This window comes from Jongsikchunia kroppenstedtii DSM 45133, assembly GCF_000380485.1.
Lineage (GTDB): Bacteria > Actinomycetota > Actinomycetes > Mycobacteriales > Mycobacteriaceae > Jongsikchunia > Jongsikchunia kroppenstedtii.
Genome location: NZ_AQYG01000050.1, coordinates 65,694 through 87,201, shown reverse-complemented (window position 1 = coordinate 87,201; position 21,508 = coordinate 65,694). Strand labels below are relative to the sequence as shown.

Below are 21,508 nucleotides of genomic sequence, written 5' to 3'. Positions count from 1 at the left end.
ATCACCTGCCGGAGCTGTCCGGCACGTGGTATCGCGCAGCCGCCAAACCGCCAGAAAGGTAACTGATGACACCCGGTGACACCGTGATGGCAGAAGCGCCGACCCAGGCCGCGTCGATCCGGGATCGGATCGAGGACTGGCCCGCCGAGTACGCGGAGAAGTACCGCGAGCTCGGTCTCTGGGAGGGAAAGACGTTCAGCGCCAGGCTCGATGAGTGGGCGGAGGCCTACGGCTCGTCGACGGCGGTCGTCGACGGCGACCTCCGACTCTCGTACGCCGACCTCGCGCGGCGCGCGACCGAGCTTGCGGCCGGTCTGCGTTCGATCGGGATCGTCGCCGGGGACGCGGTTCTGCTCCAGCTGCCGAACTCCGCCGATTTCGTGGTCGGCTGGTTCGCCCTGCAGCGGCTGGGAGCGATCCCGGTGCACACCCAGCCCGGCCATCGCCATGCCGAGGTCGGATACCTGGCCACCGCGACCGGGGCGCGCGCCTACGTCACCACCGATGTGTTCAACCGATTCGACCATCGCGAGCTGGCGGCGCATGTCGCCGACGTCGCGCCCGCGCTCGAGTCGGTGATCATCGCCGGCGATCTCGGCGACCACGCCGGCGACGAGCGGTTCCACCAGCTGTCGTCGCTCTACGTTCCGGGTGCGGAGGTGGCCGATCCCGGCATCAGCCCCTCCGACATCTCGATGCTGCTGCTGTCGGGCGGGACGACCGGGATGCCGAAGCTGATCGGCCGCACGCACGACGACTATGCGTACAACTCGCGCGTCGCCGGGGAGCGGAGTCGGCTGGACTCGGACAGCGTGTACCTCGCCGTGCTGCCGATCGCCTTCAACTACACGTGGAATTGCCCGGGCATCCTGGCGACCCTGCGCGTCGGGGGGAAGGTGGTCTTGGCACCGAGTCAGGACCCGGCGATCTGCTTCGAGCTGATCGAGCAGGAGGGCGTCACGATGACGGCGATCAACCCTCAGCTGGTGCCCATGTGGCTGGACGAGCGCGAATTCGCCGAGGCCGACTTGAGCTCGCTCAAGATCATCGAGATCGGCTCGGCACGGCTGTCGGACTACGAGGCGCGCCGGATCATCGACGAGTTCGACGCGACGCTGCAGCAGATTCTCGGCATGTCCGAGGGCCTGTTCTGCGCCACCCACCTCGACGACGATCCGGAGTTGCTGGCCACCACCCAGGGCGTGCCGGTGTCGCCGTACGACGAGATCCGGGTTGTCGACCCTGACGGAAACGAGGTTCCCGACGGCGAGGTCGGCGAGCTCACCGTGCGCGGGCCCTACACCCTGCGCGGATATTTCGACGGCGAGGAGCAGAACAAGCGGGCGTTCACCGCCGACGGCTTCTACTGCACCGGAGATCTCGTCCGCCGATTGAGCAGTGGCCACCTCATCGTGTCCGGCCGGATCAAGGACCAGATCAATCGGGGCGGCGAGAAGATCGCGGCCACGGAGGTCGAGGGTGCGCTGCTCACCCACCCGGACATTCGGGCCGTCGCCCTGTTGGGTGAGCCGGACTCGGTGCTCGGCGAGCGTTCGGTGGCCTTCGTCGTCCCGGAGACCACGGCGCAGCAGCCGCCGACTCGCGACGACCTGCTGACGTTCGTGGAGTCGACCGCCGGGCTCGCGGCCTACAAGGCGCCCGATGTCGTACGGGTGATCGACGAGATGCCGTTGACGCCCCTGGGCAAGATGGACAAGAACGCCCTACGGCAATTGCTCGGTGACGCATGAGTGACGACATCGGCGCGACCCGCACGTCTTCGAGCGAGCTGAGCCGGATTCTCGACGCGGCGGCGACAGCGCATCCCGATCGCCCGGCGATTGTGGACGGGGCCGACGCCCTCACCTACCGTCGGCTTCACGAACGGGTCGCCGATCTCGCGGATCGACTCCGATCGGCCGGGGTCGGGCGCGGCGACGCGGTCGGCGTCCACCTGCCCCGCTCGGCCACCGCGATCATCGCGATCCATGCCGTGATCGCGACCGGTGCGGTCGTCGCACCGCTCGACGCGAGCGACCCGTCGGAGCGCACGCGCCTGCTCTGCGAACAGGCGGGCATCGTGCAGATGCTCGTCCCGGCCGGCGCCGCCGCCGACGATTCCGCAAACGGCGAATCCGTGACGGCGGTCGGGGAAGGACTTGCGCTCGTTCGCGGCGCGGACGTATCCGAAGCCCGGACAACGCCTTTCGCCGATCCCGGGTACCTCCTGTTCACCTCCGGCAGCACCGGCGTGCCCAAGGGCGTGCTGTTGCCGAGCGGTGCGGTCGCGCATTTCGCGCGATGGGCGGCGGGGTCACTCGGCCTGCAGGCGACGGATCGGGTCGGTGCGCAGGCGGCGTTCACCTTCGACCTCAGTACGTTCGACATCTTCGCCACCGCGGTGGTCGGTGCGACGGCGGTGATCTTCCCGGAATGGTGCAAGCCGTTCCCGCGGGACACCGTCGACTGGCTCGACGCGCAGAAGATCACCGTCTTGTATGCGGTTCCGACCCTGCTGAAGGGGATCGTCGGCGCACTCGTCGCCGAACGACGAGAACTCGCCGAGCTGCGCGCCATCGCCTATGCGGGCGAGCCCTATCCGGCCCCGGCGCTCCAGGAACTGCTTGCCGCCTTCCCGTCGGCGCAGGTGCGCAACTGGTACGGGCCCACCGAGACCAACGTGTGCACCGCAGCCGACGTTCGCGGGTGGACACCGGGGCGCCCGGTACCCGTGGGCATGCCGATCTCGGGCGTTCACGGCTGCATCGTCGATGAGGACCTGAATCCGGCCGATGTCGGCGAGCTGGTTGTCGCCGGGCCCACCCTGCTGACCGGCTACGTGGTCGACGGCAGCGTCGTCGACCCCGCGGTCCAGGTGTCGTTCCCGGACGGCGAGGTGCGCAGGGCCTATCGGACCGGCGACCGCGCCTACCGCAACGAGGCCGGCGAGCTGATCCTGCTAGGGCGGGCCGACCGTCAGATCAAGCGGCGCGGCTACCGGATCGATCTGACCGGCATCGAGTCGATCGCATCCGAACACGGCCGGGCGCCGGGGGCGGCGGCGGTCGCCATCGGTGACGACAATCGCATCGCGCTGTTCGTCGACATCGATCCCGCGGCGCCGTCGGCGTCCGATGTCCTGGTCGCGGTCGAGTGCGCCGTGCGGTCTCGACTGCCGGCCGCCGCCCAGCCGGACCGGATCATCGCGCACTCACCACTTCCCACGAACGGTCGCGGAAAGATCGATCGAGCCGAACTCGAGGATCTGGCCGCGCTCACATTCACGAATCAGGAGTTATCCCTATGACGACGCATGACCACCTCGAGCAGAGCTCCGCTGTGTCGGTCGATGATGTGCGCGCCGTGGTGTCGGAGGCAATCGCCCGCCGGCACGGGCGCACCGAGCCGATCGAGAACGACACGGAGATCCTGCTCACCGGCATGCTCGATTCTCTGACGCTGGTGAACATCGTCGCCGATCTCGAGCGGCATCTGGGCCGCAAGCTGCCCGAGGACCTGGTGGTGGCGCGGAACTTCCGGACGCCGCAGACACTGCATGCCAGCGTGTCGGCAGTCCTCGCGGGCGAGACTCGATGACGATCGTCGCGCCGGCCGCGGACGTCCCGGCCGCCGTCGCGCAGGAAGTGGCCCCGGCGCTCCCGGGAATCGTCGGCAAGGACTTCCGGGATGCCTGGCGCACGTTGCTGTCGATCCCGTCGGTCGCCGGGGTGATGGCCGATTCGCTCCGTGGCGCTACTGGTGGCGGCGCGGTCGAGAACGCGGTCGCGGTGATCGAGGGCGTCGGCCGCGCGGGCGTACCCGCGGGACTCTGCTACGCGCTCACCTCGCAGGTGTTCGGCATCCAGTGGCCGCTGTCGACGCTGAGTCGCAAGCCGTTGGATCCCTACGTCGACGGCCTGACGGACGGTTCGCTCATCCTGTGCCACGCGCTCACGGAGGACACCGGCGGCTCCGATCCGCTGTCGATGCGTACGGCGGCGAGGCGAACCGCGGAGAGTGCGGACGTCGACGGCGCGGACTTCCAGATCGATGGCCGCAAAGCGTATGTCACGGCGGCGCCGGCGGCGGACCTGATTCTCACCTTTGCCAGGACCGACGAGGCCCGTCATCCGTTCGCCCTCAGTGCATTTCTGATCCCGGCCGATCGGGCCGGCGTGACGCGCTCGGAACCGTTCGAGAAGGTCGCCCTGACCGAGGTGCCCATGGGCGCAATCGATTTCGACGCGGTGCGCGCGACCGAGGCCGACTTGGTGACCACCGAGGGATCGGGGCTGGCGTTCCTGGCGAGCACGACGACCTGGGAGCGTGCGCTGCTGATGAGCTATGCGCTCGGCGGAATGCACGCGACGATCGAGCGCGTCGTCGGCTGGCTGCGCGATCGGCAGCAGTTCGGCGGCAGCCTTGGGTCCAATCCGCTTGTCGCGTCCCGTGTCTCGGACCTCGCAACCATTCGCTACCGGGTGCGGACGCTCGTCTACGACATGGCCCGACGAATCGACGCCGGGGCCACGCCGCTCAGCGCGATGTCGACCGATGCGGCCCAGGTGAAGATCTCGTGTGCGCAGGATCTGCTGCAGTTCGAGACGACGGCCGCACCGCTGTTCGGTGCCCGTGCCGTGATCGCGGACTCGGGCTATCACGTGAATGCGACGAGTGCGGTGGCCGCCTCGATCTATGCCGGAACGAATGACCTGTTGCGGGTGTCGATCGCCCGCGATCTCGGTCTGCCCGTGGAGAACTGACATGACCCTTGCAACCCGACCTCTGGATGCGGCTCTGGAACTGGCCCGCGGGATCACCCCGCAGCTGGCCGAGCTCGCCGACCCCATCGATCTCGGCATCGAGCCGGCGAGTACGGCCTACGCGCTGATTCGTGAGTCCGGTCTGCTGGCGGCAATGATTCCGCAGCATTGCGGCGGACTCGGCCTCGACTTCGGCAGTTATACCGAACTGCTCGCCGAACTGGGGGCGGCGAACGGTGCCATCGCGCTCGGCTTCAACATGCACAACGTGGCGATCGGCTCGCTGTTCGAGGCCGACGCCGACGCGCTGGGCGAGAACGGGATCGCCTTCCGTGAGTGGGTGATCGATCAGGTGGTGGGTCAGCGACGGATGTTCGCCTCGGCGGCATCCGAACCCGCCACCGGGGCGCGGCTGCGTGGCATATCGACCACGTATGAACGGGCGCCGCACGGATACATCTTGAACGGACACAAGTCGTTCGTCTCGCTCGCCGGCGTCGCCGATCACTATGTGGTCACCGCCCGGCCGGCCGACACCGATACCGACTTCGAGGTCTCGCACTTCGTCGTCGGCGCGGACGACCCCGGCGTCTCGTTCTCGTCGGAATGGCGCGGCACTGCGTTGCGCGGCACGTCGACCGCGCAGATGTTCCTGGAGGACACCCCGATCGGCCAGGATCGGCTGTTCCTGGCGGTCGAGGGCATGTCGCTGTTCAAGGTTGTGCGGGAACCGCATTGGATGGCCGCCGGGTATCTGGGCGCCTACCTGGGCTTGTCCAGGGCGATCGTCGCCTTCGCCACCGCGCATGTCGCGAATGACGAGCGCCGCCGGTCGAAAGACACGGACGTCCAGCGCGTCGGTGCCATGGCGGTCTCGCTGCAGGCGACGCAGGCGCTGACCGTGGCGGCCGCTCGTGCCGTGGCCGAGAACCGGTCCGACCCGTCGACGAACGAAATGGTGTATGCCGCCAAGTATCATCTCGGCGAGACCGCGCAATCGCTTGCTTCGCAGGCGGTTTCGCTCGTCGGATCGGCGGCGATGGCCGCGGACGGCCCGATGCAGCGGTTGCTGCGAGAGGTGCAGTTCTGCTCGATCATGCCGGCCAAACCCGCGGAGTGTCTCGACTACGTGGGGCGAACGCAGCTGGGCGCCAACATGTTCGACGTGTCGAATCACGGATGGTGACCGGTGCCTGTTCTTGCGCATCCGAAGGGCGACATCGAATACGTGCTCCACGACGGGGCGCCCGACGCGCCCACCTTGGTCTTCCTGCACGAGGGCCTGGGCTCGGCGGGCCAATGGGGCCGGCTCCCGTCACTGCTGGCCCGGGCAACCGGTATGCGCGCCCTGGTGTACTCCCGGCACGGCTACGGCGGCTCCGGGGGCACCGGACCTGACGGTGCGCGCTACCTGCACGTCGAGGCGCTGGAAGTGCTTCCCGAGGTGCTCGAGGGAATAGGGATCGACACGCCGCCGGCGTTGGTCGGCCACTCGGACGGGGCGTCGATCGCGGCGATCTACGCGAGCGAACACGCGTCGGCGGGTGCCGTGCTGATCGCCCCGCACGTCGTCGCCGAGGATGTCACGCTGGCTGGAATACGCCGCACCGCAGAGGTATTCGAGGAATCGGTGCGGCCGTCGCTGGCGATGTTCCACGACGACCCCGACGCATTGCTGCGCCGGTGGTCCGGCGTCTGGCTCTCGGAGGAGTTCGGCGATTTCGACATCACCGGTCTGCTGCCGCGTATCGAGGCACCCCTGTGGGTCGTCCAGGGGACCGAGGACAACTACGGCTCGCGGCTGCACGCCGATCTGATCACCGCCGGATCCTCCGGCGAGGTGACAACCCACATGCTTTCCGGCTTCGGCCACCATCCGCACCTAGAAGACCCGGACGCGGTGAGTGCGTTGATCGCGGGCTTCCTCCCGCCGGCAACCGCCGCCATCGGGTGATATCCGGTTCGGCCGGCTCAATCCACTACAACGAAAGTGAAGACAGCAATGCAGCAGAACACGGTGCTTGCCGAGGCTAATACCGCGAGCATGCTCGCCTCCTCCGTCAGCGAAGCGATGCTGAGCAGCGAGCACTCGCTGTCGGTGCTCGATGCCGAAACCGGAACGTGGACAACGCGATCGTGGCGCGACGTCCACGCGCGTGCGGAAGAGATCGCTGTCCAGATACTTGCCGATCGCCGGCGCAGCGAGCCCGCCGCGCTCGGTCTGATCGGTGATCCGTCCGTCGATCTGGTCGCCGCGGTCCAGGGTGCTTGGCTCGCGGGCACCGCGGTCTCGATCCTCCCCGGGCCGATCCGGGGCGCCGACGAGAAGCAGTGGGCGCAGACCACGTACGCCCGGTTCGACGACATCGGGGTCGGCACGATCCTCGGAAGTGGTCCCCAGCTCGATCTGCTGTCGAAGGTAGATGGCCCGCTGCGGGTCGACCGGGTTGCCGATTACGGTGTGGGCGCGGATGTCTCGGAGTTCGTGCCGCGGGAGGTGGCTGCCACCGCTCCCGCCGTGCTGCAGGGCACCGCCGGCTCGACCGGTGAGCCGAAGACCGCCGTCGTCTCGCACCGTGCGGTGCGCACCAACACGACCGAGGTGATCGCCCGGATGGGGGTGCACCGAACCAGCGATGTGGGGTTCAGCTGGCTACCGCTGTACCACGACATGGGCCTGATCTTCCTGCTCGCGGGGATGGGGTCGGGCTTCCCGCTGTACCTCGTGCCGAATTCCGCGTTCGCCGCGTCGCCCTTCAACTGGCTCAAGTGGCTGACCGAGAGCAAGGCCACGATCACTGCCGCGCCTAATTTCGCCTACGACATCCTGGGCCGCTACGGCCGCCTGCTCAAGGACGCCGACCTGTCGCGGCTGCGGTTCGCGATCAGTGGCGGCGAGCCGATCGATCCCGATGCCTTCGACAAGTTCCTCGCCGAGACGGCGCGTTTCGGCTTCGACCCCGCCGCCGCGGCGCCGGCCTACGGAATGGCCGAATCGACCTGCGCGGTCACGATGCCGGTGGCTGGCGACGGTGCGCATTACGACGAGGTCACCGTCACATCGAGCGACGGCTCGGCCGCGCCGATCCGCCGCCGTTTTGCGATTCTCGGAAAGCCGCTGGGGGGCATGCAGGTTCGTGTCATCGAATCGAATGCCGATATTCCCCGGATAGCCGGACGCAACGCGGGCGAGGTGCAGATCCGTGGTACCTCGATGATGAACGGTTACCTGGGCCATGGCCCGCTGCACGACGGCGAGTGGTTCTCGACCGGTGACGTCGGTTATCTCATCGACGGGCAGCTGGTGATCTGCGGCCGCGTCAAGGAGATCGTGATCGTCGCCGGGCGCAATCTGTTTCCGGTCGAGGTCGAGCGCGCCGCTGCCGCAGTGGAGGGCATCCGCCGCGGCGGAGTGGTCGCGATGGCCCGCGGCGAGGACTCCGCGCGACCGGGTCTCGTGGTCGTGGCGGAATACCGCGGCGAGGACAAGGCCGGCGCACGCGGCGAGGTGATGTCGTCGGTCGCTTCCGAGTGCGGAATCATGCCGGCCGACGTGATCTTCGTCGAGCCCGGTGCGGTGCCCCGAACGACATCAGGCAAGCTGCGTCGCCTCGAGACCAAGCAGCTCGTGGAGTCGGGGGTGTGGAAATGACGACCGCCACCTCCATCGATGGGTATCGCGCGCTGCTCGACTCGGTCTTCGACGACGAGCTGCGGTCCTGGACGGCGGAAGCCGAAGAGACCGAGCGGTTTCCGCGGAAGCTCCTCGAACGCCTCGGCCGTGCAGGTGTTTTCGCCGAGAAGTGGGGGGATGCGAAGACGCCCGATCTCGCGAAGCTCTTCGAACTCGCCTACGCGCTGGGTCAGCAGGGCTCGGCCGGCATCAGCGTCGGTGTGAGCCTGCATGACTCGGCGATCGCGATCCTGCGCCGATTCGGCGGACGATCGCAGACGCTGAGTTCGGTGGCGGAGCAGGCCATCAGCGGCGAGGCCGTACTGTGCCTGGCGGCCTCCGAGTCGTCGGGCGGTTCCGATCTGCAGATCGTGGAGACCGAGATAACCACGGAGGGTGACGGTTTCCGGGTCCGCGGACGAAAGAAGTTCGTCTCGCTGTCGCCGATCGCCGACTACATCCTCGTGGTCGCGCGCGTCGTGGACCACGACGCGACCAGCCGGCACGGCAACGTCGCGCTGATCCTGGTGCCGACCGCGCAGGTCGACATCCAGCCGCCGTACCGCAAGGTCAGCGCGGGTCCGCTGGACACCGCGGCCGTCGAGATCGACACCGTCGTGCCCGCCGACCATATGATCGCGCGGGCGGGGACCGGGCTGGCGGCCGTCAGCTGGGGCCTCGCTCATGAGCGGCTCTCCATCGCGGGTCAGGTCGCCGCCTCCTGCAACCAGGTTCTGGGGATCACCGTTGCTCGGATGCACGAGCGCAGTCAGTTCGGCAACACGCTGTTCGAGCATCAGGCGCTGCGCCTGCGCGTGGCGGATCTGCAGTCGCGGGTGGACATGCTGCGACATGCACTCACCGGGATCGCGGCCGACGGGAAGTTGGACCTGCGGACGGCGGCGGCGATGAAGGTGTCGGCGGCGCGGCTCGGCGAAGAAGTCGTCGGCGAGTGCATGCATATCTTCGGCGGTTCGGCGTTCCTCGCCGACGAGACGCCTCTCGGACGCTGGTGGCGTGACATGAAGCTCGCCCGCGTCGGCGGCGGTACCGACGAGGTCCTGTGGGAGCTGGTCGCGGCCGCGATGAAGCCGGACGTCGAGGGCTACCGACGCTTCTCGGACACCATCAGCTGACCTGCAGAGACGGTCCGCCGTCGCAAATCACAGCAATCGGACTTGGGGTCTGGTCGTCGGTGAGGTTAGCCTGACCTATATCAATAAGTGAACAATTGGGGCAAGCTGTCTCAAATACAAGGGGAGCAGTCATGACACAGGGCGACTCGTACGGGGGCGACCAGTCGTACGCCGACGCGGATCAGCAGTACGCGGGTGAGCCGTACCCGCCGGCTGAGCAGCCGGAGCCGCAGAACGGGTCGAAGGTGAGTGTGCCCACGATCCTGGCGTCGGCCGGTGTGGCCGCGATCATTTCGGCATTGATTGTCACCATCGGTGTCGTGGGGCTGGTGATCGCCGACAACAACCGCAACGACAACAACGCCTCCTCGCAGACCCCGACCGTGGTCAACCTGGGTGCGGCCGCTCAGACCGCAGCGGCCGGGGCGCCCCAGCAGGCTGCTGGTGCCCCCGCCGCGCCGCAGGCCGGCGCACAGCCGACGGCCGCAGGAGAGCAGGTTCCCGAGAGCGGTGGCGGCGGTGCGCCGCAGGGCGCGGGCACCCCGCAGGCGCAAGCGCAGGCCCCGGCGGCACAGCAGACCCAGCAGGCCGCTGGGCCGCAGGCACTGACCGCCGGCCAGCTCAACACGAAGATCAAGCTGATCATGAACACCGGTGCCTCCAACGCTCAGCGGGCCGACGAGCTCCAGGGCGGGGCGCGCGCACTCGGGTCGATCAACCAGGTCGCCGAGATGCTGCGGGTCAGCGGCGCCGGATTCACCTACCAGATGGTCGGCCCGGTGAAGCTGAATGGCACCACCTTGACGGCCAATCTGCAGATGTCGTTGGTCGGCAACGGCTCTCGGTATCGGCAGCTCAGCTGGATCTGGATGGATAACAAGTGGAAGTTGTCCAACGCGAGTGTGTGCGACATCGCGGCGTACGCGATGATCCCGTGCACCGTCTGATCGGTTGCCAAGACCCGTGGAAAAGAACCGAAGTATGGGAGTGACGCCTGTGACCAGGCTGAAGACAGGTCTGCTGCTCGTGATGGTCGCCGTGGTCGGTCTGGTCGGCGTCGGGTGCTCGTCGAAAGCGAACGACAGCTCGGCACCGGTGCAGATCAACCTGCCCGATGGGCGACAGGTGAGTGTTCCGGAGACGCCGAAGAACATCGTCACGCTCGGCGGTCAGTGGACGGACGTCGCGCTGTCGTTCGGGGTCACGCCCGTCGGCTACTACGACGCGATTCGCCTGCAGACGGGCACGGCGCCGCCGTGGTTCGGCGACAAGCTCAAGAATTCGACGCTCGTCGACCCGAACAAGGATGTCGTCGGCGCCGTGGCGAAATTGAAGCCGGACCTGATCCTGGCGCCCGGATTCGCCTCCATGGCAGGCGGATTCGACGCGTTGTCGAAACTCGCCCCCACCATCGACAAGATCAGTGGGGAGCAGGTCGATCCCTGGCAGGACATGGTGACCTTGATGGGCACCATCCTCCATCAGCCGGAGAAGGCAAAAGAGATCATCAACGGTGTCAACGAGAAGATCAACGGCATCGTCGCGAAGTATCCCGGCCTCAAGGACAAGACGTATGCGTTCGCCTATCTGTATGGTGCGGACCAGATCTCGGTGCTCGGAGACGAATCGGATGGCGCCGCAAAGTTGTTCAGCTCTCTCGGCCTCCGGATGGCGCCGCGCCTGGTCCAGCAGGCGAAAGAGTCGGGGCAGCCGCGCTTCCAGGTGAGTACCGAGAACGTGGGACTGCTCAATGCCGACCTGCTCGTCGTGGCGGCGCAGACTCCGAAATTGCAGCAACGCGTGGAAGGCCTGCCGGGTTATCAGGGCCTGACCGCCGTCAAGAATCATGCGGTGTCGATGATGTCGACTACGCAGATCACGGGATTGAATGAGCCCTCTCCTAATTCGATCCCGTATGCGTTCGACCAGATGATGCCCGCGTTGGCCGCCGCTGCAGCGCAGCATTAGTCTTCGCAAACTATCTGGCCGCCGGACCGACGTGGCCGTTGTTCCACGTCCGGTCTGGAACTGCTAGATGATCGAAGGGGCCCATCACCGGGATTCACCGGCGATGGGCCCCTTCTGCATTCCGCGCTGTCGGACCGACCGGCTGTCGCGGAAGTCATTGCACTGAATGATATTTGGCTCGCCACTGCCGCGTGGAGCCGATTATGCGTAGCGACTCGATAGTGTGGGCGGGTGACCGCACAATGGCAGCTCAACGGCCTCGTGATGCTGTACGCGTATCTACAGAGAGTGTTCGTGTACGACAAGGTGATCGCGACCATTCCTGGTGACACCGCGGTGCCGGTATCCGTCGAGAATCTGCCGTCGATGCTGGAACGCACCTCCAAAGCCATCGGGGCGTTCGACACCGAGACCGGCCTGTCGGACGCTGATCAGCGCGACTTCGCCGCCATACTCGATGCCGTGCGCGCGGCACTGTCTGACCGAGCCACTCACGCCAACGCACCTCTGCGCGACCGATTGGCAGCGATCGCCGGCGACCGGTTGGGGGGTCAGTATCTACTGGAGGGCCTCGTTTTGTGGGGTGATCGATATAGCGCCGCGGCCGCGGATCGATTCCGCCAGAAGGTACTTCCCGCCCGCGGCGCGGCCAATGAAGTCACCAGACTTGTCGCTGATGCCGCCCGGGATGCGCTGACCGCCGACGACCATGCCCGCGTGGACTCGTGGTACACCGAGGTAGCCCGGGCGTCCGCGGGAAGCGCCGACGATTTGGCGCTCGTATCCGAACTTCTGGCCGGACGTGGGCGGCAGTAAGCCCGAGTCGAAGCTGACACCGCCCGGATAAACGAGGAGGCCCCGGCCGGATCTCTCCTGGCTGGGGCCTCTTCTGCTATCTCAACCTAGCGTCGGGGTGGCGGGATTCGAACCCACGACCTCTTCGTCCCGAACGAAGCACGCTACCAAGCTGCGCCACACCCCGGTTGCGATGAATCCGAGCGATCGAGCTGCTCGAACACGCGATATGGAAGCTTACCTGGTTGCCTTGCCAGGCAACGAATCGGCTGCTCAGCGCGCTGTTGCCGACGTCTGAGGGAGCGACTGCTCGACGTCGAAGTCGCCGTCGCCGCCACCCGTCGGCGTGAGCGTGAGCAACGTGGCCTCGGGCCGGCAGCAGAACCGGGCCGGCGCATACGGCGAGGTGCCCAGGCCGGCGCTGACGTGCAGCTGCATCGTCGAACCCCATTGCGACGGCCCCTTCACGCGCGACCGGTCGATGTGGCAGTTGGTGACCAGTGCCCCGTAGAACGGCAGGCACAGCTGGCCGCCATGCGTGTGACCGGCCAGCACCAGGTCGTAGCCGTCCTCGGCGAACCGGTCGAGCACATGCGGTTCGGGCGAGTGCGTCAGCCCGAGTCGCAAGTGCGCCAACGGATTCGGCCGCCCGGCGATGGTGTCGTAGCGGTCGCGCTTGATATGCGGATCGTCCACGCCGGCCGCCGCGACGCGGACGTCGCCGACCTCGAACTCGCGCACCGCGTGGGTGGCGTCCTGCCAGCCGCGTTCGGTGAACGCCGCCCGCAGGTCCTGCCAGGGGAGCGGCTCGCCGTGGCTGCGCTTGTGCTCGGTCTTGAAGTACTTGAGCGGGTTCTTCGGCTTCGGCCCGAAATAGTCATTGGATCCGAACACGAACAGGCCCGGTCGGGACAGCAGGCCGCCGAGCGACTGCACCACCGCCGGCACCGCGTCCGGATGCGCGAGGTTGTCGCCGGTGTTGACGACAAGGTCCGGCTCGAGCGCGGCCAATTCGGACACCCATGCCTGCTTGAGGCGCTGATTGGGCATCATGTGCAGGTCGCTGATGTGCAGCACGCGCAGCGGGGTGGCACCCGGCTCCAGCACCGGCATCGTCTGGTGCCGCAGCGCGAAGGCGTTGCGCTCGATGACGGTGGCGTAGGTCAATCCCGCGACGCCGGTCCCGAGGATTCCGCCGGCGACAGCGGACGCGACTGATCTGGTGCCCTGCTTGGTCATCGTCTCAGGGTACGCCGGGCATCGGACCGGCCCCGATAACCCGATGAGTGAGATCGGTCGGGGCGATACCTTGGGACCATGTCGCTCAAATCGCAGATCCGGTCCGACCTCACCGCCGCCATGAAGGCCAAGGACTCCGACACCACCGCCACGCTGCGGATGGTGCTGGCGGCCATCCAGACGGCCGAGGTGGCCGGCAAGGAGGCGCACGAGCTCAGCGACGACGAGACCGTGAAGGTGCTGCAGAAGGAATCGAAGAAGCGCGCCGAGGCCGCCGAGGTCTTCGCCGACAACGGACGTGCCGAGCTGGCCGCCAAGGAGCAGGCCGAGGCCGCGATCATCGACCGCTACCTACCGACCCCGCTGTCCGACGACGAGCTGACAACCCTTGCCGCGCAGGCGGTCTCCGACGTCACCGCCCAGCTCGGCGAGGCGCCCACGATGAAGCAGATGGGTCAGGTGATGGCGGCGGCCACCAAGGCGGCCGAGGGTCGCGCCGACGGCAAGCGCCTATCCGCCGCGGTCCGCGCAGCTCTCAGCGCCTAGTTGGGTGGCAGCGGCGGGATGGTGACCGGGCCCTGGCCCGGCACATCGATCGTCGTGGGAGCGGGCGGCGCCGATTGCGTGGCCGAGTCCGACTGACCCGTGCTGACGTAGATCGTCACCAGGCTGCCGGGCACCGCGCTGCGCTCGGGTGCGGTGAACGCCACGATTCCCGCGCCGACGGTCGAGCTGTCGGTCGACTGCTGCTGCACGGTGAATCCGGCCTGCTGCAGCTTGGCGGTGGCATCACTGGCCGTCAGGCCGGAGACGTCGGGGATGTTGCCGGCGCCGGTGACGGTCCCCGAGACGTAGCGCGGGTCGACCGGCGGCAGCGTGACCGGACCGAACCGTCCGCTCAGGCCGACCATGGTGTTGTACCAGGTCCGCGCGGGTTCGAAGCCGCCGTACAGGTCGCCGCCGTAGCACTCGCGCAGCGGGCTCGAGCACAGCGGGCCGGGCGAATCGGAGTCGTCGTAGATGTAGGTCGCGGCGGCCAGCTTGTTGGTGAAGCCGACGAACGCCGATGAGCGGTGGGTCTCGGTGGTTCCCGTCTTGGCGGACACCGGCAGGTTCCAGCCGGCTCCACGCGCCGACCCGGCGGACGTGCCACCGCCCTGGTCGTCCTTGCTCATCGCATTCGCGAGGGTGTCGGCCAGACCGGGCTCGACGACCTGCTGACAGCCGGGACGCTGCCACAGCTCCTTGGTCGCGGGGGCGCCGTTCGGGTCGAGCACGGGATTGCCGTAGTCGTCCCGCTTGGGCAGCGTGATCGAGGCGATCGGGTTGGGCGGGCACCACATGCCGTGCGACGACAGCGTCGCCGCCACATTCGACAGCTCCAGGGCGTTGACGGCGGTCGGCCCGAGGGTGAACGAGCCGAGGTTGCCCTGCTTGAAGTAGTCCGCCAGGCTCTGCGTTCCGTTGGGTGCCGTGCCGGGCTGCGCGTAGCTGCGCATGCCGAGGCGGATGGCCATGTCGACCGCGGCCGGCACCCCGACCTTCTGCAGCAGCTTGACGAACGCGGTGTTCGGCGAGGTCGCGAGGGCGTTGGTCACCGACATAGATGCCGGGTACTTGCCGTCGTTCTTGACGCAATAGGTGTTCGCCGGGCAGCCCATGTAGCCGCCGCTGGAACCCATGCCGGTCGCCTGGAAGAACGCCGGAACCTCCAGATTCGACCCGGTGCCGAGCCCCTTCTCCATGGCTGCCGCGGTGGTGAAGATCTTGAAGGTGGAGCCTGCGCCGTCGCCGACCATCGAGAACGGTTCGGGCTGCACGGTCTGCCCCTGTGCGGGATTGAGACCGTAGATCCGGTTGGAGCTCATCGACAGCACGTCATGCGAATCCTGGCCGGGCGCAATGACGCTCATGACATCGGCGACGCCTTCCAGGTCCGGGGCGGCCACCGATCGGATGCCCTTGACGGTCGCCTGCTGCACGCCCGGGTCGAGCGTGGTGCGGATGGTGTAGCCGCCGCGCAGTACGTTGTCGCGGCTGAATCCGTTCTCCGCCAAGAACTGCAGCGCGTAGTCACAGAAGAAGCCGTTGTCGCCGGCGCCGATGCAGCCCTGCGGGATGCTGGCCGGCTGCGGTGCCACGCCCAGAGGCGCATTCTTCGCGGCCTGGTACTCCGCGGCGCGGCTGGGATCGTTCTGAACCAGGGTGTCCAGCACCACGTTTCGGCGGGCGAGCACGGCCTGCGGGTTGCTGTACGGATCCAGAGCCGAACTCGACTGGACCATGCCGGCGAGCATCGCCGACTCCGGAATCGTGAGATCCTTTGCGGCCTTGTTGAAGTAGGTGCGCGCGGCGACTTGGATCCCATAAGCGTTGTTGCCGAACGGAACCAGGTTCAGGTAGCGGGTGACGATCTCCTTCTTGGCCTCCTGCTTGGCCTGAGAAGAGTTGAGCCCCCGGCGTTCTGCCTGATCGCGCAGCGTCTTCTCCAGCGTCAGCGCCATCCGCACCTCGCGCAGTTTGCGCGCCGCGGTGTCGGCCGTCGCGGCCTGGCGCTCGGCGTCGGTGTGCGCCAGCACGAGCAGCTGATAGTTCTTGATGTACTGCTGGTCGATCGTCGACGCGCCCTGCTGGACGCTGCCCGAGGACGAGTTGCGCAGGAAGGCGCGGATCGTGCCGTGCCAGTCGACGCCGTCGTGCTCGAAGAAGCGGTGATCCTCGATCGACACGATCGCGCGGATCATGTTCGGCGAGATGTCGTTGTAGCCGACCTGGATGCGCTGCTGGTCGTACAGCGCGGCGATGGGACGGCCGGTGGTGTCGGTGATCGTGGTGATCTCGGGGACGGCGCCCTCGATGAGTTGTGACGACACGTTCTCGACGGTCGACGAGGCCTTGTTGGAGATCACCCCGAACCCGACGGCAGCTGGAAACAGCAGTCCGGCCACCAATACGCCCGCGAGCACGATGCAGCCCGCTAGCAGCGCATATGACCTGGATTTGGGGTTCTCGAGGGCCGGCACGTGACACACGATACGTGTTCGACTGTGCAGGCCGGGCGACGCCGCCGGAGCGCGCCGCGGCGAGTTTGCACGTTGGTGCCACTTTTTTGGCGCAGCTCTTGACGGCCCAACATTCGGGACCCTAGATTCGAGCCTGAATGTGATTCACCTAACATTCGATGCAATGTGTGGCGGAGGACAAGTCGTCCATGGCAGAGCGATGGACGATCTCCGGAAACAGAACAGGGGTTGCAGATGACGAAGGCAGCGACGATCGCAGACTCGGAAGCTCGTTTGGCTTGGGTGTCCAGTGCCCGGTGTCGAGGGGTCGACCCGGATGAGTTGTTCGTCCGCGGCGCTGCCCAGCGCAAAGCCGCGACCATCTGTCGCCACTGTCCCGTCCAGCTCGAGTGCGGCGCCGACGCCCTCGACAACCGCGTCGAATTCGGCGTGTGGGGCGGCATGACCGAGCGCCAGCGCCGAGCGCTGCTGCGCCAGCACCCCGAGGTCACCTCCTGGGGCTCCTTCTTCGAAGCTCAGCGGCGTAGGCAGCACGCCGTATAGCGACAAGGCCCGCCGCGAGCAATAGCTCGGGCGGGCCTTCTCAGTTCGTGGCTAGGCAGTGATCTGGCTGGCCACTGCGCGTAGCGCTTCAAGGTCGGCCACCTCGAAGGGCAGCGACGGCACACCGACGATCGGAACGGTCGGGTGCGACGTCGTGAACCGGCCCAGCAGATGCAGCTCCCGCTTTCCCGTGTTGGCGCGGTCGATGTGAATCTGCAGCACCGCCCTGGTCAGCTCGTCCTCGGTCTTCTCCACCGCCAGTTCGGCAGCCGCCGGCGCGATCGTCGTCAGGTTCGGATGCGTGCGGTTCAGGATCAATCCCGCCAGCGGCATCTTCTCCTCCGACAGTCGATCGACGAAGAAGGCGGCCTCGCGCAGCGAATCCGGCTCCGCCGACGACACCACCGCGAACTGGGTGCCGTCGCGCTTGAGGAGGTTGTAGGTGCGCGTGGCGCGCTCGTGGAAGCCGCCGAACATCGAATCCAGCGACTGCACGAACGCCGCGACGTCACGCAGCACCTCGCCGCCGATGATCGTGGAGATGCCCTTCATCGCCAGGCCGACCGCGCCGGTGACCAGGCGGCCGACCCCGCGTCCGCCGCCGACGAGCAGCTTCATCATCCGGCCGTCGAGGAAGGATCCGAGCCGCTGCGGCGCGTCGAGGAAGTCGAGCGCGTTCCGCGACGGCGGGGTGTCGACGATGATCAGATCCCACTTGTCCTCGTCCAGCAGCTGGCCGAGCTTCTCCATCGCCATGTACTCCTGCGTGCCGGAGAACGAGGTGGCGAGGGTCTGATAGAAGGAGTTGTTCATGATCGCCTCGGCGCGTTCGGGCGTCGAGTACTGCGTCACCATCTCGTCGAATGTGCGGCGCATGTCGAGCATCATCGCGTCGAGCGAGCCGCCGGACGTCACGATCTCCTCGTCGTCGAGGGCGATCGGCTGCGGCGTGTTGGTCAGCTCGGTCATGCCGAGCGACTGCGCGAGGCGCCGGGCCGGGTCGATCGTCATGACGACGACCTTGCGTCCGTGCTCGGCGGCATAGAGGCCCATCGCCGCGGCCGTGGTGGTCTTGCCGACGCCGCCGGCGCCGCAGCAGAGCAACACCTTAGTGTCCGGATCGGTGAGCAGCGCGCCCATCTGCAACTTGTGAGCCATCACGCACCAGCCTTCCGCAGCAGGTCGGACAGGGTGTACAGCGCTCCGAGATCGACGCCCTCATCGAATGCGGGCAGCTCGACCTGAGCCTGTTCGAGCTTGTCGAGGTCGTCGCGCGCCTCCTGCTGGGCCTGGACCCGGGTGGCGTGCTCGATGGTCTCGGTCAGCAGACCGGCGAGGTCGGCATCCGACACCTCCAGGCCGGCGGCGGCGAGGTCGACGCGCACCCGGTCGGCATCGATGGTGCCGTCGGCGATGTCGTCGACCTGGTCGGACGGCAGGTGCAGCGGCTCGCTGCGGTTCACGATGAGCGCACCGATCGGCAGGTTCTTGCTCTCCAGCTCCGCCACGGCCTCGATGGTCTCCTGCACCGGCATCGCCTCGAGCAGGGTGACCAGATGCACGACGGTGTCCGGCGAGTGCAGCAGCTGCACCACGCCCTCGCTCTGGTTGCGGATCGGACCCGTGTTGACCACATCCGACATCGCCTTGGTGACGTCGAGGAAGTTGCCGATGCGGCCGGTCGGCGGGGCGTCCACCACGACCGCGTCGTAGACCCGCTTGCCGTTCTTCTCGGTGCGGATCACGCATTCCTTGATCTTGCCGGTGATCAGGACGTCCTTGAGGCCCGGCGCGATCGAGGTGACGAAGTCGATGGCGCCGATGCGCTTCATCGCCCGGCCGGCGAAGCCCAGGTTGTAGAACATGTCGAGGTATTCGAGCAGCGCATGCTCGATGTCGATCGCCAGGGCCGACACCTCGCCGCCGCCCTCGGCGGTCGCGACGCGGGTCTCGGTCGGCGGCAGCGGCGGGATGTCGAAGAGCTGGGCGATGCCTTGGCGCCCTTCGCATTCCACGAGCAGGACCTTCTTGCCTTCGGCGGCGAGGGTCAGTGCGAGAGCCGACGCGACGGTCGTCTTGCCGGTGCCGCCTTTGCCGGATACGAAATGCAGGCGCGCCTTGGTGGCGGCCTCCGGCCAGGTGGTGCCGGTCGATTGTTGATCGCTGGTCACGCGCTAACCATACGGCCACCGCAATTCGGTCCCACCTGGGTTGGGCCAGCTATGACGCAGCTGACAGTCGTGATCCGGATGGTCGGCGTTCGGGCACTCAGAACCGGCCGATGTGCTGGTCGGGTTGCGGATATGGGGTCACCGGCATGTTCGACATCCGGACCAGTTGTTCGCCGGTCGTGGTCCGATACAGCAGCGCGATGTCGGTACGGCCCGACTGGTTGATCGCCCAATGCAGCCGGTCCATGTCGAACTGCTTGGTCGGCACGACCACCCGGAAGGGGAGATCCCGCAGTGCTTCGTTCTCCCGAATCCGGAGTGACTGGGGCTGCGGGCGGGCGGTGCGCACCCCGATCTCGGTGCTGTCCGGTGTTCGGCCGGGGGCGACCACGACCTGGGAGACCAGGCTCCACGGCACTCGGGCGTTCCGAACGATCAGCGCGTACGCCGACCCGGAGAACAGCGTCAGATAGCTCTGCGTGAGTCGGACCGTGCAGACGATGACGAAGATCGCCACGGGCACGGTGATCCGGCGGGTGCCGGGTCCGGTGCCGACGGCCGCCACCACGAGGTAATCGATGCCGGCCGCGGCGGCGACCGCCGCGACGAGGGCGCCGGCCATCATCAGGGTCGAGTGGGGCGCCGTGATCCGATAGCGGAATCGGATCGAGACCTGCCTGGTGAGCAGCACCCCGAGACTGCAGAGGAACCCGGCGATCATCAGCACGACCCACGCCGCGACTGCCTTCGGATCGTCGACGAGGAACGCCGCGGCGACGACCACGGCGATGCCGGGAAGCGCCGCGAGCAGGAACGCGGCGCGATATTTGCCAGCGCACTGCTTCAGGTTCAGCGCGGCCTGTTCTCGGGTGACCGGCTGCAACGACATCATCGGTATACGCGAAGTGTCGCAGGGAGTTCCCGGGCCGCCCCAGTCCGCGCGACGGTATTCAGTCGTCCGAATGATCGGCGCGCCGGAGCAGGTGGCGCCGTTCGGCGTCGTTGTCGGTGAGCGTGGCGGCGCGTCGGTATGCCGCGGTCGCTTCGGCGGTACTGCCCAATTGGTCGAGCAGATGCCCGCGCGTGGCGTGCCACAGGTGAAAACCGTCTAGGTCGAGCGCGTCGACCTCCGCGAGCGCCGCCGCCGGACCAGCCACCTGGGCCAGCGCGACGGCCCGGTTGAGCGCGACGACCGATGTCGGGGTCAGCGCGTACAGGCCGTCGTACAACGCGAGTATCTGCGGCCAGTCGGTCCGGTCGGCGCTGGCGGCTGCCGCATGGGTCGCCGCGATCGTCGCTTGCAGTTGATAGGGACCCGGTCGGCCGCGACGCAGGCAGCGGAGCACCAATTCATGCCCCTCGAGGGCGAGGTCGCGATCCCAGAGCGACCGGTCCTGCTCGGCGAGCGGCACCAGATCGCCGTCGGCGGTAGTGCGCGCCGGCCGGCGGGACTCGCCCAGCAGCATCAGCGCGAGCAGTCCGAGCACCTCCGGCTCGTCGGGCATCAGGGTCGCGAGCACCCGGCCGAGCCGGACCGCCTCGACGGCCAGATCGATCCGGGTCAGCTGCGCGCCCGCCGACGCCGTGTGTCCCTCGGTATAGATCAGGTAGATGACCGCGAGTACGGAACCGAGCCGATCGATGAGCTCCGCGCTCTCCGGGACCCGGTAGGGGATGTTGGCGCGTTTGATCTTGTTCTTGGCCCGGACGATCCGCTGCGCGACCGTTGCCTCCGGAACCAGGAAGGCGCGGGCCACCTCGGCCGTGGTGAGGCCGCCGATCAGCTTGAGGGTCAGCGCGATTCGGGCGGGCTCGTTGAGGGCGGGATGGCAGCAGGTGAAGATGAGCCGCAGGCGGTCGTCCGGGATCGCGGTGTCGTCGAACACGGCGTCGGCTCCTTCCTGCGCGAGTCGGCCGCCGAGTCGGAACGCCTGCTCCTGGCGGACGTCCCGGGTCGACTCACGACGAATCCGGTCGATCGCGCGATTGCGGGCTGTCGTGATGATCCAGCCGGGCGGACTCGGCGGCAGACCCCGTTCGGGCCAGGTGCGCAGGGCCTCGATGAAGGCCTCCTGCACGGCGTCCTCGGCGGTGTCGATATCGCCGAGGACGCCGATCAGGACGGACACCGCCCGGCCGTACTCATCCTTGAAGATCGCGGAGATCTGAGATTCGGTCGCGCGCTGCATGATCGGTT

General features: G+C 67.5%; 19 protein-coding genes and 1 tRNA gene. 13 read left to right on the top strand and 7 right to left on the bottom strand.

Going from position 1 to position 21,508, the window contains the following annotated elements; translation table 11 throughout:
• Positions 1-65 precede the first annotated feature (65 nt).
• From G341_RS0116425 to G341_RS0116375, 11 genes are all read left to right on the top strand, one after another.
• Entirely contained in the window at positions 66-1,751 is a 1,686-nt protein-coding gene (locus G341_RS0116425; protein ID WP_245557023.1) for a (2,3-dihydroxybenzoyl)adenylate synthase, read from the top strand.
• Positions 1,748-3,307 (top strand): AMP-binding protein, encoded by a 1,560-nt coding sequence (locus G341_RS0116420; RefSeq protein WP_018180253.1) that lies wholly within the window; start codon positions 1,748-1,750, stop codon positions 3,305-3,307. Before G341_RS0116425 ends, G341_RS0116420 begins: the two co-directional genes overlap by 4 nt.
• Positions 3,304-3,597 (top strand): acyl carrier protein, encoded by a 294-nt coding sequence (locus tag G341_RS0116415; protein WP_018180252.1) that lies wholly within the window; start codon positions 3,304-3,306, stop codon positions 3,595-3,597. The genes G341_RS0116420 and G341_RS0116415 overlap by 4 nt, the downstream gene beginning before the upstream one ends.
• Complete coding sequence (locus G341_RS0116410) at positions 3,594-4,763, top strand: acyl-CoA dehydrogenase family protein (protein WP_018180251.1); 1,170 nt, start codon at positions 3,594-3,596, stop codon at positions 4,761-4,763. The genes G341_RS0116415 and G341_RS0116410 overlap by 4 nt, the downstream gene beginning before the upstream one ends.
• Position 4,764: 1 nt before the next feature.
• The gene (locus G341_RS0116405; RefSeq protein WP_018180250.1) at positions 4,765-5,949 is read left to right on the top strand and encodes an acyl-CoA dehydrogenase family protein; all 1,185 of its coding nucleotides are present in this window, start codon (positions 4,765-4,767) and stop codon (positions 5,947-5,949) included.
• Between the two features lie 3 nt (positions 5,950-5,952).
• On the top strand, positions 5,953-6,717 hold the full coding sequence (locus G341_RS0116400) for an alpha/beta fold hydrolase (protein WP_018180249.1): 765 nt from the start codon (positions 5,953-5,955) through the stop codon (positions 6,715-6,717).
• A 48-nt stretch (positions 6,718-6,765) separates the two neighbouring features.
• Positions 6,766-8,415 carry a long-chain-fatty acid--ACP ligase MbtM gene (mbtM, locus tag G341_RS0116395; protein ID WP_018180248.1) on the top strand — a complete coding sequence of 550 codons (1,650 nt, stop codon included), beginning with the start codon at positions 6,766-6,768 and terminating at the stop codon, positions 8,413-8,415.
• Complete coding sequence (locus tag G341_RS0116390; protein WP_018180247.1) at positions 8,412-9,572, top strand: acyl-CoA dehydrogenase family protein; 1,161 nt, start codon at positions 8,412-8,414, stop codon at positions 9,570-9,572. Before mbtM ends, G341_RS0116390 begins: the two co-directional genes overlap by 4 nt.
• A gap of 131 nt (positions 9,573-9,703) precedes the next feature.
• Complete coding sequence (locus G341_RS0116385) at positions 9,704-10,519, top strand: MTB12 C-terminal domain-containing protein (protein WP_018180246.1); 816 nt, start codon at positions 9,704-9,706, stop codon at positions 10,517-10,519.
• Between the two features lie 49 nt (positions 10,520-10,568).
• The gene (locus G341_RS0116380) at positions 10,569-11,540 is read left to right on the top strand and encodes an ABC transporter substrate-binding protein (protein WP_018180245.1); all 972 of its coding nucleotides are present in this window, start codon (positions 10,569-10,571) and stop codon (positions 11,538-11,540) included.
• Positions 11,541-11,771: 231 nt separating this feature from the next.
• Positions 11,772-12,356 carry a hypothetical protein gene (locus tag G341_RS0116375; protein ID WP_018180244.1) on the top strand — a complete coding sequence of 195 codons (585 nt, stop codon included), beginning with the start codon at positions 11,772-11,774 and terminating at the stop codon, positions 12,354-12,356.
• A gap of 92 nt (positions 12,357-12,448) precedes the next feature.
• Here G341_RS0116375 and G341_RS0116370 read toward each other — a convergent pair.
• Both G341_RS0116370 and G341_RS0116365 read right to left on the bottom strand, forming a co-directional pair.
• Positions 12,449-12,522: transfer RNA gene (locus tag G341_RS0116370), tRNA-Pro, on the bottom strand.
• Positions 12,523-12,608: 86 nt separating this feature from the next.
• Complete coding sequence (locus G341_RS0116365) at positions 12,609-13,574, bottom strand: metallophosphoesterase (RefSeq protein WP_018180243.1); 966 nt, start codon at positions 13,572-13,574, stop codon at positions 12,609-12,611.
• 78 nt (positions 13,575-13,652) lie between these two features.
• On the opposite strand from G341_RS0116365, the gene G341_RS0116360 reads away from it, so the two are divergent.
• A complete protein-coding gene (locus G341_RS0116360) occupies positions 13,653-14,120 on the top strand; it encodes a GatB/YqeY domain-containing protein (protein WP_018180242.1) in 468 nt (155 codons plus the stop codon).
• Here the strand turns inward: G341_RS0116360 and G341_RS0116355 are convergent.
• The gene (locus G341_RS0116355; RefSeq protein ID WP_018180241.1) at positions 14,117-16,597 is read right to left on the bottom strand and encodes a penicillin-binding protein; all 2,481 of its coding nucleotides are present in this window, start codon (positions 16,595-16,597) and stop codon (positions 14,117-14,119) included. The genes G341_RS0116360 and G341_RS0116355 overlap by 4 nt on opposite strands.
• 234 nt (positions 16,598-16,831) lie before the next feature.
• Here G341_RS0116355 and G341_RS0116350 point away from each other — a divergent pair, with 234 nt between their 5' ends.
• Positions 16,832-17,140, top strand: coding sequence for a WhiB family transcriptional regulator (locus G341_RS0116350; RefSeq protein WP_018180240.1), 309 nt, complete (start codon positions 16,832-16,834; stop codon positions 17,138-17,140).
• A 51-nt stretch (positions 17,141-17,191) separates the two neighbouring features.
• Here G341_RS0116350 and bagB read toward each other — a convergent pair whose 3' ends face one another.
• The 4 genes from bagB to G341_RS0116330 all read right to left on the bottom strand — a co-directional run bounded on the left by bagB (position 17,192) and on the right by G341_RS0116330 (position 21,500).
• A complete protein-coding gene (bagB, locus tag G341_RS0116345) occupies positions 17,192-18,298 on the bottom strand; it encodes an ArsA family ATPase (protein WP_018180239.1) in 1,107 nt (368 codons plus the stop codon).
• Positions 18,298-19,311 (bottom strand): ATPase BagA, encoded by a 1,014-nt coding sequence (bagA, locus tag G341_RS0116340; protein ID WP_018180238.1) that lies wholly within the window; start codon positions 19,309-19,311, stop codon positions 18,298-18,300. Before bagA ends, bagB begins: the two co-directional genes overlap by 1 nt.
• Before the next feature lie 97 nt (positions 19,312-19,408).
• Entirely contained in the window at positions 19,409-20,203 is a 795-nt protein-coding gene (locus G341_RS0116335; RefSeq protein ID WP_155827016.1) for a hypothetical protein, read from the bottom strand.
• A gap of 58 nt (positions 20,204-20,261) precedes the next feature.
• On the bottom strand, positions 20,262-21,500 hold the full coding sequence (locus G341_RS0116330; protein ID WP_018180236.1) for an RNA polymerase sigma factor: 1,239 nt from the start codon (positions 21,498-21,500) through the stop codon (positions 20,262-20,264).
• Between the last annotated feature and the right edge of the window lie 8 nt (positions 21,501-21,508).

Coding starts and splice junctions, on each gene's coding strand:
- G341_RS0116410 (WP_018180251.1), top strand. CDS start 3,594: ATGACGATCGTCGCGCCGGCCGCGGACGTCCCGGCCGCCGTCGCGCAG.
- G341_RS0116360 (WP_018180242.1), top strand. CDS start 13,653: ATGTCGCTCAAATCGCAGATCCGGTCCGACCTCACCGCCGCCATGAAG.
- G341_RS0116385 (WP_018180246.1), top strand. CDS start 9,704: ATGACACAGGGCGACTCGTACGGGGGCGACCAGTCGTACGCCGACGCG.
- G341_RS0116415 (WP_018180252.1), top strand. CDS start 3,304: ATGACGACGCATGACCACCTCGAGCAGAGCTCCGCTGTGTCGGTCGAT.
- G341_RS0116405 (WP_018180250.1), top strand. CDS start 4,765: ATGACCCTTGCAACCCGACCTCTGGATGCGGCTCTGGAACTGGCCCGC.
- mbtM (WP_018180248.1), top strand. CDS start 6,766: ATGCAGCAGAACACGGTGCTTGCCGAGGCTAATACCGCGAGCATGCTC.
- G341_RS0116365 (WP_018180243.1), bottom strand. CDS start 13,574: ATGACCAAGCAGGGCACCAGATCAGTCGCGTCCGCTGTCGCCGGCGGA.
- G341_RS0116335 (WP_155827016.1), bottom strand. CDS start 20,203: ATGATGTCGTTGCAGCCGGTCACCCGAGAACAGGCCGCGCTGAACCTG.
- G341_RS0116350 (WP_018180240.1), top strand. CDS start 16,832: ATGACGAAGGCAGCGACGATCGCAGACTCGGAAGCTCGTTTGGCTTGG.
- G341_RS0116390 (WP_018180247.1), top strand. CDS start 8,412: ATGACGACCGCCACCTCCATCGATGGGTATCGCGCGCTGCTCGACTCG.
- G341_RS0116425 (WP_245557023.1), top strand. CDS start 66: ATGACACCCGGTGACACCGTGATGGCAGAAGCGCCGACCCAGGCCGCG.
- bagB (WP_018180239.1), bottom strand. CDS start 18,298: ATGGCTCACAAGTTGCAGATGGGCGCGCTGCTCACCGATCCGGACACT.
- G341_RS0116420 (WP_018180253.1), top strand. CDS start 1,748: ATGAGTGACGACATCGGCGCGACCCGCACGTCTTCGAGCGAGCTGAGC.
- G341_RS0116330 (WP_018180236.1), bottom strand. CDS start 21,500: ATGCAGCGCGCGACCGAATCTCAGATCTCCGCGATCTTCAAGGATGAG.